Source organism: Rahnella inusitata (assembly GCF_003263515.1).
Classification (GTDB): domain Bacteria; phylum Pseudomonadota; class Gammaproteobacteria; order Enterobacterales; family Enterobacteriaceae; genus Rahnella; species Rahnella inusitata.
Map to the genome: position 1 here is coordinate 31,671 of NZ_JYDE01000020.1, position 18,238 is coordinate 49,908.

Here is an 18,238-nt window from a genome sequence, read left to right on the forward strand (position 1 = left end):
AGCCCGACAGATTTTGTTCGGGTTTACGTTTAGCTTAACTTGTCTATACAGGAATAGATTATGGCTTCTTCATCCTCAGAATTAACCCTTTGCCATCTGCAACCGGGTCAGGTTGATCTACCGACGCTGCGCCAGATTTATCAGGGTAACGTCCGCCTCGAGTTGGCGGAGCACGCGCGGGCAGATGTTCAGGCTTCTCAGGAGACGGTCACGCGCATCGTCGAATCCGGCAAAGTGGTTTACGGCATTAATACCGGCTTCGGCAAACTGGCGCAAACGCGCATTCCGGCGGAAAGGCTGGCTGAATTGCAGCGCAATCTGGTGCTGTCGCACAGCGTCGGCATTGGCAAGGATCTGGCCGATAACGTGGTGCGTCTGGTGATGGCCACCAAAGTGCTGAGCCTCTCGCGCGGGCATTCCGGTATCAGCATTGAAGTGATCGATGCGCTGATCGCCTTATTCAACGCCAGTGTTTATCCGTGTATTCCTGAGAAAGGTTCCGTGGGCGCGTCCGGCGATTTAGCGCCGCTGGCGCATCTTTCCCTGATGCTGATAGGCGAAGGTCAGGTGACGGTTAAGGGGGAGAAAGTGTCAGCGGTGGAAGGACTGAAAACGGTCGGGCTGACACCGTTTGAGCTGGGTCCGAAAGAAGGGCTGGCGTTGCTCAACGGCACGCAGGTCTCAACCTCGCTGGCGCTGTCCGGGTTGTTTGAAGCCGAACGCGTTTTTGCGGCAGGTCTGGTGGCGGGCGCACTGTCGCTGGAAGCCATCAAAGGCTCGGTGAAACCGCTGGATGCACGCATCCATCAGGCTCGCGGTCAGGTGGGGCAAATCGCCGTGGCGGCGGCGGTGTCCGAATTGCTGGCAGGCAGTGACATTGTCACGTCGCATTCAAACTGTGGCCGCGTGCAGGATCCGTATTCCATCCGCTGCGTGCCGCAAGTCATGGGCGCGTGTCTGGATAACCTTCATCACGCCGCCCGTATTTTACGTATCGAAGCCAATGCGGCATCCGATAATCCACTGGTGTTCGCCGAAAACGGCGATGTGATTTCCGGTGGCAATTTCCACGCCGAGCCGGTGGCCTTTGCTGCTGATATCCTCGCCCTGGCGATTGCTGAAATCGGCGCGATTTCCGAGCGCCGGATGGCATTGCTGCTTGATACCGGGCTTTCCGGCCTGCCGCCATTCCTGGTCAACGACGGTGGCGTGAACTCCGGCTTTATGATTGCGCAGGTGACCGCCGCCGCGCTGGCCTCTGAGAATAAATCCCTCGCGCATCCGGGCAGCGTGGACAGCCTGCCGACCTCGGCCAACCAGGAAGATCACGTCTCAATGGCGACCTACGCCGCGCGCCGTCTGGGCGACATGTGCTTTAACACCAGCGTCGTGGTGGGCATTGAGGCAATGGCCGCCGCGCAGGGCATTGATTTCCACCGTCCGCTGCAAAGTTCGCCGGTACTGGAAAACGAGCTGAAATCCATCCGCGCCGATGTGCCGTTCCTTGAACATGACCGCCTGATGGCACCGGACGTTGAAATGATGCGCCTGTGGGCCACCCGTGAACGCTGGCCAGCGGCGGTTGAAGCGCTGTTGCCGAGTTTTGCCTGATTCTCCTGACCCGATAAAGGAACCGAAAATGAACGCTCCACAAAAAACTGCCGTTGCCCGCGTTGTTCGTGCCCCGCACGGCACAGAAATCAGTTGCCAGAACTGGCTGATCGAAGCGGCCTACCGCATGCTGCAAAACAATCTCGATCCGGACGTCGCCGAGCGCCCGGACGATTTGGTGGTGTACGGCGGAATAGGCAAAGCGGCGCGCAACTGGCCGGCGTTTGAAGCCATTCTCACCAGCCTGCGCGGGCTTCGCGAAGACGAAACGCTGCTGGTGCAGTCCGGCAAACCGGTCGGCGTATTTCGCACTCACACCGACGCGCCGCGGGTGCTGATCGCCAATTCCAATCTGGTGCCGCATTGGGCGAACTGGGAACATTTCCACGAGCTGGATAAAGCCGGGCTGATGATGTACGGCCAGATGACCGCCGGTTCGTGGATTTACATCGGTGCTCAGGGCATCGTGCAGGGCACTTACGAAACCTTCGCTGAAGCGGGGCGTCAGCATTACAACAGCGACCTGCGCGGCAAGTGGATTTTGACCGCCGGTCTGGGCGGCATGGGCGGTGCGCAACCGCTGGCCGGTGTGCTGGCCGGAGCCTGCGTGCTGGCGATTGAATGTCAGGAATCGCGTATTGATTTTCGTATCCGTACCCGGTACCTCGACCATAAAGCGCACAGCATTGATGAAGCGCTGGCGCTGATCGAGAAAGCCTGCGCCGAGAAAAAAGCGATTTCCGTTGGCCTGCTGGGCAATGCGGCCGAGCTGATGCCGCAGCTGGTGGCGCGCGCGAAAGAAGGTGGCCTGCGCCCGGATATCGTCACCGACCAGACTTCCGCGCACGATCCGCTGAACGGCTATCTGCCAGAAGGCTGGAGCGTAGAAAAATGGCAGGCAGCGCGTCAGTCTGACCCGCAGTCAGTTATCAACGCGGCCAAAGCCTCGATGGCCAAACACGTGCTGGCGATGCTCGATTTCCACGCCATGGGCATCCCGACCGTCGATTACGGTAACAATATCCGGCAAGTGGCGAAAGACCAGGGTGTGGCCAACGCTTTTGATTTTCCCGGCTTTGTTCCGGCGTATATCCGTCCGCTCTTTTGCGAAGGTAAAGGCCCGTTCCGCTGGGTGGCACTTTCCGGCGATCCGGAAGATATCTACAAAACCGACGCCAAACTGAAAGAGCTGTTCCCGGATAACGCCAACCTGATCAACTGGCTGGACATGGCGCGCGAGCGCATTGCGTTTCAGGGGCTACCGGCGCGTATCTGCTGGCTGGGGCTGGGCGAGCGTCATATCGCCGGGCTGGCGTTCAACGAAATGGTGCGCAACGGTGAGCTGAAAGCGCCGGTGGTGATTGGCCGCGACCATCTGGACACCGGCTCCGTTGCCTCTCCCAACCGGGAAACCGAAGCGATGAAAGACGGTTCCGACGCGGTTTCCGACTGGCCGCTGCTCAATGCTTTGCTTAACACCGCAGGCGGCGCGACCTGGGTCAGCCTGCATCACGGCGGCGGCGTCGGTATGGGCTTTTCACAACATGCGGGTATGGTGATTGTGGCAGATGGCACCAAAGAGGCGGATGCCCGTCTGGCGCGCGTATTGTGGAACGATCCGGCGACCGGCGTAATGCGTCATGCCGATGCCGGCTATGAACAGGCGGCAGCCTGCGCAGAGCGCAACGGGCTAAACTTGCCAATGATCTGATGCGGTTCTGAAAGCCAAAAGCCCGCTTCGCGTTAACCGTGAAGCGGGCTTTTTTCCTTTTATCCGGGCGCGTTACGCGATTTAAGAAAGGCTAATCGCCTGAATTAAACCGCAAAACACCCCTTTATTCCCCGATCGGGTCTTACCGATTTCTGGTCTACTGAATAGCATCAGACAGGTGCAAAGCCAAGCAGGCGGGATTCTGAGGGCTGAGGCCGTCCAAAAAAATACCCCTGGAACAATGAACACCCTTCTTCTTTCAGACGCCTGAACTGCTCGTCGGTTTCCACGCCTTCGGCAGTGGTCTGAATAGCCAGACTGCGGCTCATGCCGGTGATGGCGCGGATAATCGCCAGCGCTTCCGGGCTGTCCTGCATATCATTGATAAACGATCGGTCAATTTTGATTTTGTCGAACGGGAACGACCGCAGATAGCTCAGCGATGAATAACCGGTGCCAAAATCATCCAGCGCAATGCGCACGCCCAGTGCCTTAAGTTTACGCAGCGTGCCGACGTTGCCGAGCGTGTTATCCAGTAATACCGATTCGGTGATTTCCACTTCCAGCCTTTCCGGCGACAGCCCTGACGAGGCCAGTGCGGATTCGACAACCGAGACCAGACCGCTGTTTTTGAACTGGATCGGCGAGAGGTTCACCGCAACGGTCTGGTTCCCCGCCCAGGTGGTCGCTTCGCGGCAGGCTTCATGCAGCGCGAACGATCCCAGACTGTGGATCAGCCCTGTTTCTTCGGCAATGGGAATAAAATCGATCGGCATGATCAGCCCGTTTTGCGGATGGTGCCAGCGCATCAGCGCTTCATAACCGATCACTGCATCATGTTTGGCATCTGTGATCGGCTGATAGTAAAGACGCAGCTGATTACAGGTAATCGCATCGCGTAAATCCAGTTCCACCAGACGGCGTTTGCGCGCGGCGGCGTCCATCTCAATGCGAAAATCCTCATAACGGTTGCGGCCATTGCGTTTGGCCTCATACAGCGCCATGTCTGCACAGCGCAGCAGCTGATCCGGCGTGTTGTCCGGTGAATCCGCCAATGCAATGCCGATGCTCAGGCCGACCGACAGCGAATGGCCGTCGACCATCACCGGCGGACGCACGGACTCTATCAGGCGTTTTGAGATCTGATGCGCGGCAGCGATATCTTTCAGACCCGGCAGTACCACGGCGAACTCATCCCCGCCAATGCGCGCCAGCGTATCGTCATCACGCAGCGTCATGCGCAGACGTTTGGCAATCGCGCGCAGCAACTCGTCGCCGACCTGATGGCCGAGCGCATCGTTGACGTTTTTGAAGTTGTCGAGATCCAGACACAGCGTGGCGGTGTGGGTGCGGGTGTAGCTGTCTTGCTGCAAGGCTTCGCTCAGGCGCTGGCTGAACAGAATACGGTTGGGCAGGCTGGTCAGGTTGTCGTGATGCGCCATGTGGTGAATGCGCGCGTGCGCTGCGTGCTGATCGGTCACGTCATCGGCAATCATCATTACGTAGCTGGTTTGTGGATCGTGCCCGCGGATCACCGAACTGGTGGTTTGCAGCGTGCGGTCACCGATGGCAGTCAGCAACTGCTGCTCACTTTTATGCACGCCTTCGGCGCGCAGACATTCGTCTGACTGTTTATTGATAAACGAACTCAGGCCGACGCCCATACAGTCCTGAGGGCGCTTACCAAGCATTTCTTCGCGCGAAATCCCGAGCAGACGCTCAGCCTGACGATTCACCAGCAGAATTTCCCGCGATACCGCATTTTCGACGATCACCGACGAAGGAATATTGGCGATCACGGTATTGAGAAACTGGGTGAGGGCGGAGAGCTGCTCGCTGTTCGATTCGGCCAGATCTTTGGCGTACATCAGCGCCTGTTCGTTTTCACGACGCTCGGTGACGTCACGGGTTATCTTGGCAAACCCGATGATCTGACCGGCTTCGCGCAGGGCTTCGATGATGACGTGCGCCCAAAAACGCGAGCCGTCTTTGCGCTGACGCCAGCCTTCAGATTCATAACGGCCAGTTTCGCGCGCTGTTTCCAGCCCGTGCTGTGGCCAGCCGCTCTTTTTATCTTCTTCAGTGTAAAAACAGGAGAAATGTTTCCCGACCACTTCCTCAGGCGCATAACCTTTGGCTCGCTGCGCACCGGCATTCCAGTTCGCCACGGTGCCATCGGGTTTCAGCATATAAATTGCGTAATCTTCAACGCGTTGAACCAGCAACCGATACAGTACGTCAGAATCTTCGTTCATTTTAATTTGCCTGCTAGCTGGCCGCCTCTGTGCGGGGTCCTCCCAAATCAGAGTCCGGCTGAATAGTGCGTCTGTTCCCGACGCATTTTTGCTGTGATGTGTGATGAAACGTTAGCATAAGATAATTCTTAGTTCGTCAAATTTTGCTTCTAAGATGCTTAAAATTAAGCGTTTTTAGCAAAAAGATCGGCCTTAAGTTAAATTCCACTTTTGGGTTTAAATAGGCGTAATGGTTATCGGCAGCTGTCTCAGGAGCTTTAATGTGATGGCACAAAAAGCTTAAGGATTTTGCGCTGAGGAAAGAAGGGGACTGGCGGCCAGAAAAGACTAAGCCGCAACAGAGTGCGGCTATTTATCGGGGAAGTGCTTAGACCGGGTCAGGCGCGGTTTTTATCGGGGGAATAAAAGGGTCCGTCTGCCACTGAATCCCGCAAAATAAGGTCAGAGGTAAACTGATTTTTTTCTGATAAATATCCGCCGTCGAGCATCGAAATAATCTGATTAATGACTTCACTGACCATATCACTCACCGGATCTTTTACGCTGGAGAGTGCGGGAATTAAAAACGGCGCGGTCGGAATATTATCAAACCCGATCACCGAAACCGCATCAGGCACTTTAATTCCGGCATCGCTGAGTTGCTTCATCGCGCCGATCGCCATTTCATCGTTACTGACGACGATGGCGCTGAACGAGTGGTCTGCGGCAAGCAGAGCGCTGACAGCCGCCGCGCCGCTGGCCGGTGACCATTTTCCCTGCACGATCAGTGATTCGCGCACGGGCAGACCGGCGGCGATTAACGCGTCTTTGTAGCCAGACAGGCGTTCAATGGCCGTCGGGGAATCCATCGAACCGGTAATAAAAGCAATATCCCGATGACCGCGGGCGATCAGTGCCTGCGTTGCCTGATAACTCGAGCCTTTATGATCGCAATATATGCAGTGGCTCTGATGTTTTCTCAATTTACGGTTCACCACCATCACCGGCTTTTTATATTTATCGATGATCAGATCCATTTCATCGACCGATAAAAAGCGCGGATAAATAATGATCCCGTCGCAGCGTAAATCATGCAAAAACTCGATAGCTTCCTGCTCTTCAGCGGCGCTGTTTTTGCCATCCACCAGAATCAGTTGACGCCCGTTGGCATCAAGTTTCTTGGCCGCCTGTGAGATTAACTCGCTGAAATAATTGCCGTTATACAGCGTATTGGTCACTACCAGCCCGATACACATGGATTTACTGGTCGCCAGATTGCGCGCCAGTAAATTCGGGCGATAGCCGGTTTCTTCAATGGCCCTGAACACCTGATCTTTCGTTTCCTGGCTCACATAGCCTTTCCCGGAAAGCACGCGGGACACCGTGGCTTTGGAGACGCCTGCTCTGGACGCCACTTCCTGCATTGTCGACATCAGGCACACCTGAAAGAGAAAAAATGTTGCGTCATTCTACACATTTCTGCGGATTTTCGCGGATTTCGCCGCGCTAAGCCTGTGCATGGAGATCATCATCACAAAAATGAAACAGGGTTGTGACTTTTTATTGAAGTCGGCGTCAGATCTGCACATTCTCGTATGTAACCGGTTACCTATCGTTTCAGAAACACATTACAAAAGCGCGTTCCGGCCAATTTTCGCAAACAGCATCGTTCATAACCCTATGAATCTGAGAGAGTTACCCTCATGTCTAAGAATTTTGCAGCAATGTCGCAGTCGATTATCAGTGCTATCGGCGGCGCAGGGAACGTCGCGGCGGTTACGCACTGCATGACCCGTCTGCGTTTTGTTCTCAACGACGCCTCCCTGGTTGACGGCGAAAAACTCAAAGCCATCACCGGCGTAATGGGTGTGGTGCGCAATGAGCAACAGTGTCAGGTGATCGTCGGCAACAACGTGTCTCACGCCTACGCCGAAGTCCTTAAACTGTTGCCGGAAGGGCTCTCTGGCGCCAGCGGCGTACCGGTTAAAAGCAAACTCACGTTACGACGCATAGGTGCGGGCATTCTCGACGCGCTGATCGGCACGATGTCCCCGCTGATCCCGGCGATCATCGGCGGTTCAATGGTCAAACTGCTGGCGATGATCCTCGATATGACGGGCGTCTTCGAGAAGGGCGCATCAACGCTGGTGATCCTCAACACCATCGGCGACGGCGCGTTCTTCTTCCTGCCGGTGATGGTCGCGGCCTCGGCGGCGGTCAAATTCAAAACCAATATGTCGCTGGCGATTGCGATCGCCGGGGTACTGCTGCATCCGGCATTTATCGATCTGATGGCCAAAGCCGCGCAGGGGCAAAAAGTTGAGTTCATCGGCATTTCCATTACGGCGGTGAAATATACCTACACCGTCATTCCTGCGCTGTGTATGACGTGGCTGCTGTCCTACATCGAGAAATGGGTTGATCGCATTACGCCGGTAGTGACTAAAAACTTCCTTAAACCGATGCTGATCATGCTGATTGCCGCACCGATCGCGATTGTGATTATTGGCCCGCTGGGCATCTGGATCGGCACCGGGATTTCGGCGGTGGTGTATACCGTTCATAGCTATCTCGGCTGGCTCTCGGTCGCCATCATGGGCGCGGCGTGGCCGCTGCTGGTGATGACCGGCATGCACCGCGTGTTTACGCCAACCATCATTCAGACCATCGCCGAAACCGGCAAAGAGGGCATGGTGATGCCGTCGGAAATTGGTGCGAATCTGTCCCTCGGCGGCTCCTCGCTGGCCGTAGCATGGCGTACTAAAAATCCCGAACTGCGCCAGACCGCTCTGGCCGCCGCGGCTTCGGCGATCATTGCCGGGATTTCAGAACCGGCACTGTACGGCGTCGCGTTGCGCCTTAAACGCCCGCTGATCGCCTGTCTCATCAGCGGATTTATCTGCGGCGGCGTCGCCGGTCTCGGCGGGCTTGCCAGCCATTCGATGGCGTCACCGGGGCTGTTCACCAGCGTGCAGTTCTTCGACCCGTCGAATCCGATGAGCATCGTCTGGGTATTTGGCGTGATGATTCTGGCGATTGTGATTTCCTTCTTCACCACGCTGCTGCTGGGTTTTGAAGATATTCCGGTCGAAACGCCGCAGCCGAAAGAAGACCAGGCAACAGATGCCGCGATTTCCACACCCTTTGCCGCTGCGCAAAGTGCAGTAAAAACACATTGAAGACAGAAGAGGACTTTCTCATGGCAGCATCACCATTCCCTGACGGTTTCTTATGGGGCGGCGCGATTGCCGCCAATCAGGCCGAAGGCGCCAGTTTTGAAGGCGGAAAGGGCCTGACGACGGTGGACATGATACCGCACGGCGCGCACCGTCTGGCGGTGAAAACCGGGCAGGAAAAGCGTTTTCAGCTCAAAGAAGACGAGTTCTACCCGAGCCATCAGGCAATTGATTTTTACCATCGTTATAAAGAAGACATCGCGCTGATGGCAGAAATGGGGTTCACCGTGTTCAGAACCTCGATTGCCTGGAGCCGCCTGTATCCGAACGGTGACGAGATGACGCCAAACGCGGAGGGTATCGCCTTTTACCGCGACGTCTTTGCCGAATGTAAAAAATACGGCATCGAACCGCTGGTGACTCTGTGCCATTTCGATGTCCCGATGCATCTGGTGGTTGAGTACGGCTCATGGCGCAATCGCAAAATGGTCGAGTTTTTCGCCCGCTATGCGCGCACCTGTTTTGAAGCCTTCGACGGATTAGTGAAGTACTGGCTGACGTTCAATGAAATCAATATCCTGTTGCACAGCCCGTTCTCCGGCGCGGGTCTGGTGTTCGAAGAGGGTGAGCATCAGGAGCAGGTCAAATATCAGGCCGCCCATCACGAGCTTGTCGCCAGTGCACTGGCCACCAAAATCGCCCATGAAGTGAACCCTGAAAATCAGGTCGGCTGCATGTTAGCGGGCGGTAATTTTTATCCGCGCACCTGCAAACCGGAAGATGTCTGGGCGGCGCTGCAAAAAGACCGCGAGAATCTGTTTTTCATCGACGTACAGGCACGCGGCGCGTACCCGTCTTATACAAAACGCGTGTTCGCTGAGAAGGGTATCGTCATTGCCAAAGAAGCGGGCGACGACCAGATCCTCAAAAACACCGTCGACTTTGTGTCATTCAGCTATTACGCCTCCCGCTGCGCCTCGGCGGATATGAATGACAACAACAGCAGCGCGGCCAATATCGTTAAATCGCTGAAAAACCCGCACATCGAAGTCAGTGAATGGGGCTGGGGGATCGATCCACTCGGCCTGCGCATCACCATGAATATGATGTATGACCGCTACCAGAAACCGCTGTTCCTGGTTGAAAACGGCCTTGGCGCGAAAGATGAGATTAACGCACAGGGCGAAATCATTGATGATTACCGTATCAGCTACCTGCGCGAACACATCCATGCCATGGGCGAAGCGATCAGGGACGGTATTCCTGTCATCGGCTATACCTCCTGGGGATGCATCGATCTGGTTTCTGCCTCCACCGGCGAAATGAGCAAACGCTACGGCTTTGTTTATGTCGATCGCGACGACAGCGGAAACGGCACGCTGGACAGAAAAAGGAAGCAATCGTTCTGGTGGTATAAAAAGGTCATTGCCAGTAACGGCGGGGATTTGGCGTAAGGAATACAGTGAATAAGCAGGCCGGGATTACGCCGGTCTGCCTGTTACTATTTCACACTAATTCTGGTCATGCAGTAATGGCTGCAACCGGGAAAACTCATTTTAAAAAGCTCCGCTTTTTTCAGCATAAAGGCGAGGTTTTTAAACCGCCGTACTCGCCCGCAACTTCAGTCTTCCGGCCATCCGAACGCGTGTGGCGGCGTCTTCGCCGGAACAAATATACTCCACCGCCATTCGTCCCAGTTCGATATACGGCAGCTGTACGCTGGTCAGTTTCGGCGTCATTTGATCGGCGATGCGCTGATCGTCGTAACCGGCCACCAGAATGTCCTGCGGAATGCGCAGATGAAGTTCGGTCAGTGCCTGATAACAGCCCAGGGTCATCCAGTCGCTGGAACAGAAAATAGCATCGGGCGGTTCGGGGAGTTTCATCAGTGCCAGCGTGGCCTGATAAGTTTCGTTCAGCGACCAGTTGGTGGCCATCACCCGTTGTTCATCAAAGGGCATTCCGGCCTGTAACAATGCCTGACGATAGCCTTCGAGGCGCATTTCGCACGCCTCCATCCAGTGATCGCCCATGATGTGGGCGATACGGGTCGCTCCCTGATCAATAAGATGGCGGGTTATCTGCAAGGCGTTGGCGCGGTCGTCGGGCAGGAAGGTGGGCAGCAGCGGAAAAGCGCGGTCGTAAACATTCAGCAGCACGACGGGAAGCTCAGTCTGATGGGCAAAAACTGAGAAATCAATCGCCTGCGTCACCGGCGACGCGATGATAATACCGGCACAGCGACGCTGACTCAGCTGATGGATAATGCGCACCGCCAGCTCCGGATCATCACCGTAATCATAGAGGGTCAGCAGCGTATCGTGGCGCCACGCCGCTTCGCGGGCTTCACTCAGAGCATCGACAAAGGGATCGTAACTCGGCATAACGTTAATCAGCAGGGCTATCTCTTCCTGACCGTTATCGCGATGCGGCGCGGGCATTTTTTTATACCCAAGGGTCAGGGCGGTGCTGATCACCCGCTGACGGGTTTCTTCACTGAGTTTTATGGAACGTGAGTTGTTTAATATCAGTGAAACCGTCGCTTGGGAAACGCCTGCTTCCCGCGCGATATCACTCATCGTCACTTTGTTTTTCTTCTCCATTTCCCTTTTCCCATCGCCCATTTTTCTCTTCCTTTGCACTATATCACAGCCCGTATTTTGCCAGACCGCCGCATGCGTTGCTTAAAAAGAGTGTGATCCGAATTGCATAACCTGAACGTGCGATTTGCAGGCAATGCAGGTAGATAATAAAAATTAGCTAATAATATTAGTTGTTGCATTTTACCTCTTAAAACGAACAGGAGATCACCATGAAAGAGCAGTGGAGCCAGCAGCAGGCGGCTGAATGGGGAAAAGAACAAGGCTGGATTTGCGGATTCAACTATCTGCCGCGCACGGCCGTTAACTGGACGGAACTCTGGCAGAAAGAAACGTTTGACGTGCCGACTATCGATCAGGAGCTCAGCTGGGCGCACGCGGCGGGGTATAACCAGCTGCGTATTAATCTGCCGTTTATTGTCTGGCAGGCGGATCGCGATGGTTTGCTGGCACGCATTGAACAGTTTCTGAGCCTCGCCGATAAACATCAGATAGCAGTCATGTTGACGCTGATGGATGACTGCGGCTTCTCCGGTGATGAGCCTTTCCTCGGGCCGCAAAAAGCGCCGGAACCGGGCAAGCATAACAGTCAGGCGGCAGCCAGTCCGGGGCGCGATGTGGTGTGCAATCGCGACATGTGGCCGGAAGTGGAACGGTATGTACGTGACGTGATCCGCCATTTCCGCACCGATCCGCGCATTGCGATTTGGGATTTGTACAACGAACCCGGGAATCGCGGCACTTTCGCCACCGGGCTGGAAGAAGTGTTGTATGACGAAAAGCTGGAAGTTTTTGCGCTGGAGCTGATGCGCCAGGCATTTGTGTGGGCTAGGGAGGAAGATCCTGTCGCACCGCTGACCGTCGGTGCATGGCATTTCTCACAGGATCTGGATCAGCCGGAAAGTGAATTTTTCACCCATCCGATAGACGTCGCGGCGGCAGAACTCTCGGACATCATCAGTTTCCACGCCTATGTGGCGACGCCGAAACTGCTTCAGGCGCTGCGTTTCTGGCAAAAATTCAATCGTCCGATGCTGTGCACCGAATGGCTGGCGCGTCATGTAGGCAGTGTTTTCGAAGAGCAACTGCCGCTGTTCTGCGCATTCAACGCCGGTTGCTATCAGTGGGGGCTGGTGCGCGGTAAAACCCAGACCACGCTGCCGTGGCCGGTGGTGCGTAAGGGTAATCATGATTATGCCCATCTCTGGTTCCACGATGTGCTGGATGAGTACGGTATTCCATTCCGTCGTGCCGAAATGGATCTGGTCCGCCGTTTAACACGCATGAAATAATCCTTCTTAACAGGCAGCACAGGGATGTGCGAGGCAATGAATAATGACGATTTCAATGAAAATCCCTTCCAGGGAATTAGGGTCTTATTTTGGTTACGGGTTGGGGCAGTGTTTTAGTTTCGGTTTAGTCGGTTCCTTTATTAACTATTTTTATACCGACGTATTGGGTATTTCCGCGCTGGCGGCGAGTACGATATTTCTTGTCGCCCGCGCCTGACCGCTTTTTTCGCACCGGCGTCTGACGATCACGGATATTTTATGGCGACGGTGGTGATGATGATGATTATCGGCCTGTTATCGGGTGAAGTGTTTGAAGAACCGGGCGAAGTGAGCGAAAAACCGTTGGAAGTTTAAGCCGACTGACGTCGGGAGACCCCGGCTGCCGGGGTCTGTGCATTTTCCTAAAACCTGTCCCTGTTTCCCCCCGATTTCATCAGCAGCCATAAAAACCACGGTGCGCCGATCAGTGCGCAGAGCAGTCCGGCGGAAACCGGCCAGGGCCAGGCGATGTTACGACCGAGCCAGTCGGCTGTCACCATCAGCAAACTCCCATACAATGCCGCGACCAGGCACTGCGAACGGAAATGGAACGCACCGCTGTAGCGCGCCAGCTGTGGCGCAATCAGCCCGACAAAACTCAGCGGGCCGATAAGTAACGTGCCACCCGCCGTCAGTGCCGCCGCGAGCAGTAAAATCAGCATATTGCTGCGCCGCAGCCCGACGCCCAGTGCCCGTGCGGTGGGGTGTCCCAGGCTGAGCAGTTGCACCCAGCGGTGCAGCAGCAACGCCAGCGGGATAAGCACCAGTGCCTGCGCCGCACCCCATAATGCGCGATTTGCCGTGATGCCCGCCGTGGAGCCAGTACTCCAGTTGAGCAGCATCATCGCGCGCGGATCACCGCTCATCAGCAGCAACATGCTCAGCGCCATACTCAGGTTGGTGAGACACAGCCCGACCATCACCATGGACTGTGGCTGAAAGCGCGACCGCAGTCCGAATATAAACAGCAGGCACGTCGCCAGTAAACTGCCCGCCAGCGCCGCCGGAAAAAGATCTGAGAGCGGCTGATTGAGCAAAATGACCATCAGTACCACCATCAGCGAAGCACCGCTGCTGATACCGAGAAGCTCCGGACTGGCAAGGGGATTGCCGCTCTGGCGCTGGATCAGCACGCCTGCTACCGCCAGCATCGCGCCTGCGCTGAGCGCCCCGAGCATTCGCGGCCAGCGCCATTCCAAAAGCGGCCAGAACGCGGATGCCTCCGGCGACCGGTTGAGGAACAGCGAGACGGCGATGCCGCCGGTGAGGATAAGTACCAGCGCTGTCAGATGTGCCCGTGTCAGCACTCTGGCGGGCTGCGCGCCGAAAGGCGAGGGCGTGATCAGCGGATTGCGCTGGCGGAACAACAAAATCAGCATCAGCGGCGCACTGAGTAACCCCGAAAGTGCTCCGGTCGGCAAATCTCCTCCGGCAGGCGAGAGAAACTGCGCCAGCTGATCGACAAGCGTCAGCAGCAACGCGCCGCACGGCGGCACAAACAGCAGCTGAAACCGGAACGAGCGAACACCGGTCAGGCGGATAAGCGCTGGCGCGGCCAGTCCGATAAAGCCAATGATCCCGATCTGGCTGGTCACCAGCGCACTGAGCGCCACGGCGACGGCAAGGGTGGCGATCCTCACTTTCACCACCGGCACGCCCAGCGCACCGGCATTTTGGTCTGAGATCCCGATGAGCATCAGTGGCCTGGCCAGCAGGGCGCTCATCGCTATCAGCGCCAGCACCGGCAGCAGCAAAAACTGCGTCGGCTGCCAGCCGCTCTGGCTGAGAGAACCGGCCTGCCAGCTGAATAAATCGCTAAGATAATCGTGATTGAACAGCACCATCAGCGTGTTGATGGCGTTGCCGTACAGGCTTATTACCATGCCGGTGAGGATCACTTTCAGCGGATCCAGCCCCTGGCGGGCAATCAGAAAATAGAGCAACAGCGCGGTCAGCGCGGCACCCGCCAGCGCCAGGTTCGTGAGGCCGAACACCAGCAGGCCGGGGAACACAATGATGCTGGCAGACATCGCCAGATTGGCACCGGCGGCAATGCCGAGCGTCGCCGGTTCCGCCAGAGGATTACGCAGTACCTGCTGAAACAGCAGTCCGGCAAGCGCCAGCGCCATTCCGCTAAGGATGCCGATCGCCAGACGCGGCAGAAAACTGTAGTGCATCAGCAGGCTGGCCGTGGACCCGGAGTTATGCTGGAGCCGCGAAAGATTACTGAACAGCAAAAACGCGCATATCAGCATCAGCAACAGGGCGAAAAGCCACGGAAACACAGAGCGGGAAGGTTTATGCATGGCGATTACCTTCTCCGGGCGCCGCCGCAATGTGCTGCGCCAGACTGACGGCGGTGGCGAGCCCGCCAAACGGGAAGAAGTGTGAAAGTTCTCGCGCGCGGCCAGCGGCCACCAGCGGCAGTTGCTGCCACAGGCCGTCAGGCTGGCGCAGGCGGGAAACGCGGGTCAGCGTGGTCGGCAACTCAGTGTAAAACAGCCAGTCCGCCTGCAGGGAAAACAACCTCTCGACGCCGACGTTGGCTGTTCCCATCGCGCCCACCGGCAGCGTCCAGGCATTGCGCAAACCGAGCTGCGTGAGGAGCGCATCGGGCAGGCTGTTCGCACCGTAGACCGTGACGAATTTACCGTCCTGACTGCGCACGACGACCAGCACCCGCTGTCCTTCGGCCTGTTTAAGCTGTTGTTTGTATTGCGCGATGGCGTGATTAGCGTGGTTGATAAGCTGCTCAACTTTTGCCGTTACACCGAGTTGTCGCCCCAGACTGCGGTAAAAGGCCAGTAACGTCGGCCAGAGCGGACCGGCGGGCGGATAGACCGGAACCACCTGCACCGGCGCAATGCGGCGCAGGCTGTCCTGAATGGCGGGGGCGAGCATATCGCTCAGGATAAGCGTCGGCCTGAGCGCGGCGATCATCTCGATATTCGGCTCCCAATACGGGCCGATATCCTGAACCGTTGCCGGTAAAACTGGCGTGGCGATGCGATGGCGAAAATAGCCACCGTCGGAGACCGCCAGAGGGGGAATGCCCAGCGACAGCAACGCCTCCGCGGCCAGCCAGTTGATGGCGACGATGCGGTGCGCTGATGCGGCGGCCAGCGCCGCCGGTGCATTGAGCAACGGCAGCGCCAGCAACGCCTTCAGGCAGTTACGACGACTGAGTAACAGACCTGACATCAGAAGCTGTATTTCAGTGAGCCGATGAACGTGCGCTCTTGCCCCGGATAGCAGCTGGTGTCGTCGTCACAGGTGCCGACATAGTCATGATCCAGCAGGTTCTGAATGTTGAATCCCACCGCAACATGCTTATTCACCTGATATTTCGCGCCTGCATCGACCAGTGCAAAGTTTTTCACCGGCACAGTATTGGCGTTATCGCCATACATACTGCCGACATACCGTACACCGGTGCTTAGCATCAAGCCGTCCAGTACACCCTGATGAAACCCGTAATTCAGCCAGGTTGAGGCCATATGTTTCGGCACGTTGGCCTGCTCGTTACCGCGATCGCCATTATTACTGGCGGTGATTTCGGTTTCTGTATAAGTGTACGACGCCAGCACATCGAGATTTTGCGTCAGTTTCACCGTGCTTTCGGCCTCGATCCCGCGTGAGCGGACTTCACCGGAGGCCACCTGATAACCGGTGATCAGGTTGTTGACTATCTCGTTGGTCAGCACGTTGCTTTTGGTGATATCAAACGCGGCGAGCGTCAGCAGCATGCTGGCGTCCGGCTGATATTTCACCCCGACTTCATACTGGTGCGCCTTGCTGGGATCGAACGTGCGGTTTTTGCTGTCGGTGCCGCTGTTGGGTACGAACGATTCGGCATAGCTGATGTACGGCGCGAGGCCGTTGTCGGCCAGATAGGTCAGCCCGGCGCGACCGGTCCAGGCGCTTTTATCCAGCCAGCTGGTATTGTCATTGAGATTATTTTGCGTGCGCATACTGATGTCATCGTGGCGACCGCCCAGGGTCAGCAGCCATTTTGGCGTCAGTGAAATCTGATCCTGCATATACAAGCCGAGTTGCGCGGTGGTCTGGTCATTATTGTTCAGGGCGTAGGTCGGATCGGCGATATTCATGCCGTACACCGGATTGTAGATATCCAGCGACGGAGCAACCGCGCCGAAGCGTTTGGCGTTGCCGTCAAGACGGCTGTAATCCAGTCCGGTTAACAGGCGGTGCGTGACGGAGGCGGTAGAGAAATCGGCCTGCAACTGGTTATCGATATTGAACGCGTTCATGTGTTCATCGAAACGAATCGCGTTGCGCGACACCGTGCCCGTGGTGAAATTCACCGAGCCGGGCAGCAGGTTATTCAAAATGGTATCGGTTTGTCCGTAACGCACATTCTGGCGGAACTGGAACATATCGTTGAACTGATGGCTCAGCTCATAGCCCAGGGTAAACTGCTCCTGACGAAAACGGTTGTAGTTGTAATCGCCCAGCAGGGTATCGGTGACCTTTCCGCCCGGTTTGGTCAGTACGGCGATGGTGCCGCCGGAAGTGTCACGCAGGTAATCGGCACGCACGGTCAGGCTGGTGTCGGCATCCGGTAACCAGGTAAAAGAGGGCGCGAGGTACACGCGGTTGTCTTCCACATCCGGGCCGTCGCGATACTGAAACTGCGTATCGCTGTCGCGGGCAACGCCGATAACGCGATACAGATAATGGCTGTCGTCGTCAATTTTGTCGCTCATATCGAACTGCGCCTGACGGCGGTTGAAATTACCCAGTTCCAGTTCCACATCATGCACGCCCTGTGCGGAAGGCAGTTTGCTGACGCGGTTGACGATCCCGCCCGCATCACCCAGCCCAAACAAGGTGGACGACGGCCCGCGCACGATATCAATGCGCTCCAGCGCATAGGGTTCGGTGCGGAAATAGCTGTAACTGTTGTTGAGCTGGCGCAGACCGTCGCGATAATCGTTGGTCGTCAGGGCGTTGAATCCGCGGATGTAAATCCAGTCATACCCTTTAGGGTCGACGCCGTAGGTTTCGGTTTTGACGCCCGGCACATAACGCAGCGCTTCAGTGACGCTTTGCACGTTCTGCTGATCCATGCGTTCACGGGTCACGACCGAGACCGACTGTGGTACTTCCAGCAGCGGCGTGTCTGTTTTGGTGGCGGAGCTGGTTTGCTGCGGCACACTGGAATAGGGACTGGATTGCCCGGTGACGGTCAGGGTATCGGCTCCGGCAGGCTGCGGCGCGACCACCACGGTGCCATTTTCGATGCTGTAACCTAAACCGCTGCCGCCTAACAGGCGGGCCAGCGCGGCTTCCAGCGTCATATCGCCCTGCAGGGCGGGCGCGTTTTTATTGGCAACGGCGTCAGGGGCGGCAATCAGCTGAACACCGGCCTGCTGCGACAGCGCATTCAGCGACTTGATCAGCGGCTGTGCCGGAAGGGAGATCTGAAGAGCGGCGGCGTGCGCCAGGGCGAACGGTGAACCGATGCCTAACGCCAGTACGGCAAGGCCAGATTTAACGCGGGCACCCTGATAAAAAGTAAACATGGTCATGCAATTTTCCCCAGAAATAAATC

At 56.5% G+C, this 18,238-nt stretch carries 11 protein-coding genes and 1 pseudogene; 6 read left to right on the plus strand and 6 right to left on the minus strand.

Annotated elements, in window-relative coordinates; all coding sequences use genetic code 11:
- Positions 1 to 60: 60 nt before the first annotated feature.
- Positions 61 to 1,611 (plus strand): histidine ammonia-lyase, encoded by a 1,551-nt coding sequence (gene hutH, locus TU92_RS13025; protein WP_112167651.1) that lies wholly within the window; start codon positions 61 to 63, stop codon positions 1,609 to 1,611.
- A 28-nt stretch (positions 1,612 to 1,639) separates the two neighbouring features.
- Complete coding sequence (gene hutU, locus TU92_RS13030; RefSeq protein ID WP_112167652.1) at positions 1,640 to 3,322, plus strand: urocanate hydratase; 1,683 nt, start codon at positions 1,640 to 1,642, stop codon at positions 3,320 to 3,322.
- A 170-nt stretch (positions 3,323 to 3,492) separates the two neighbouring features.
- On the opposite strand, the gene TU92_RS13035 is transcribed toward hutU, so the two are convergent.
- Positions 3,493 to 5,577, minus strand: a complete 2,085-nt coding sequence (locus TU92_RS13035; protein ID WP_112167653.1) for a putative bifunctional diguanylate cyclase/phosphodiesterase — start codon at positions 5,575 to 5,577, stop codon at positions 3,493 to 3,495.
- Positions 5,578 to 5,954: 377 nt separating this feature from the next.
- A complete protein-coding gene (locus TU92_RS13040) occupies positions 5,955 to 6,989 on the minus strand; it encodes a LacI family DNA-binding transcriptional regulator (RefSeq protein WP_112167654.1) in 1,035 nt (344 codons plus the stop codon).
- Between the two features lie 270 nt (positions 6,990 to 7,259).
- Here TU92_RS13040 and ascF point away from each other — a divergent pair, with 270 nt between their 5' ends.
- Complete coding sequence (ascF, locus tag TU92_RS13045) at positions 7,260 to 8,735, plus strand: PTS cellobiose/arbutin/salicin transporter subunit IIBC (RefSeq protein ID WP_112167655.1); 1,476 nt, start codon at positions 7,260 to 7,262, stop codon at positions 8,733 to 8,735.
- A 20-nt stretch (positions 8,736 to 8,755) separates the two neighbouring features.
- On the plus strand, positions 8,756 to 10,186 hold the full coding sequence (locus TU92_RS13050; protein WP_112167656.1) for a 6-phospho-beta-glucosidase: 1,431 nt from the start codon (positions 8,756 to 8,758) through the stop codon (positions 10,184 to 10,186).
- Between the two features lie 141 nt (positions 10,187 to 10,327).
- Here the strand turns inward: TU92_RS13050 and TU92_RS13055 are convergent, their stop codons facing one another.
- Positions 10,328 to 11,335 (minus strand): LacI family DNA-binding transcriptional regulator, encoded by a 1,008-nt coding sequence (locus tag TU92_RS13055; RefSeq protein WP_112167809.1) that lies wholly within the window; start codon positions 11,333 to 11,335, stop codon positions 10,328 to 10,330.
- A 209-nt stretch (positions 11,336 to 11,544) separates the two neighbouring features.
- Between TU92_RS13055 and TU92_RS13060 the strand changes: the two genes are divergently transcribed.
- Positions 11,545 to 12,624 carry a cellulase family glycosylhydrolase gene (locus tag TU92_RS13060; RefSeq protein WP_112167657.1) on the plus strand — a complete coding sequence of 360 codons (1,080 nt, stop codon included), beginning with the start codon at positions 11,545 to 11,547 and terminating at the stop codon, positions 12,622 to 12,624.
- Positions 12,625 to 12,667: 43 nt separating this feature from the next.
- Positions 12,668 to 12,835 (plus strand): annotated as a pseudogene (locus TU92_RS13065) (MFS transporter); the annotation flags it as partial.
- Positions 12,836 to 13,025: 190 nt separating this feature from the next.
- Here TU92_RS13065 and fhuB read toward each other — a convergent pair.
- The 3 genes from fhuB to TU92_RS13080 are packed head-to-tail and all read right to left on the minus strand — an operon-like array spanning position 13,026 to position 18,215.
- Entirely contained in the window at positions 13,026 to 14,969 is a 1,944-nt protein-coding gene (gene fhuB / locus TU92_RS13070) for a Fe(3+)-hydroxamate ABC transporter permease FhuB (RefSeq protein WP_112167658.1), read from the minus strand.
- Positions 14,962 to 15,864, minus strand: coding sequence for an ABC transporter substrate-binding protein (locus tag TU92_RS13075; RefSeq protein ID WP_112167659.1), 903 nt, complete (start codon positions 15,862 to 15,864; stop codon positions 14,962 to 14,964). Before TU92_RS13075 ends, fhuB begins: the two co-directional genes overlap by 8 nt.
- Positions 15,864 to 18,215, minus strand: coding sequence for a TonB-dependent siderophore receptor (locus tag TU92_RS13080; protein ID WP_112167660.1), 2,352 nt, complete (start codon positions 18,213 to 18,215; stop codon positions 15,864 to 15,866). Before TU92_RS13080 ends, TU92_RS13075 begins: the two co-directional genes overlap by 1 nt.
- Positions 18,216 to 18,238: the final 23 nt, after the last annotated feature.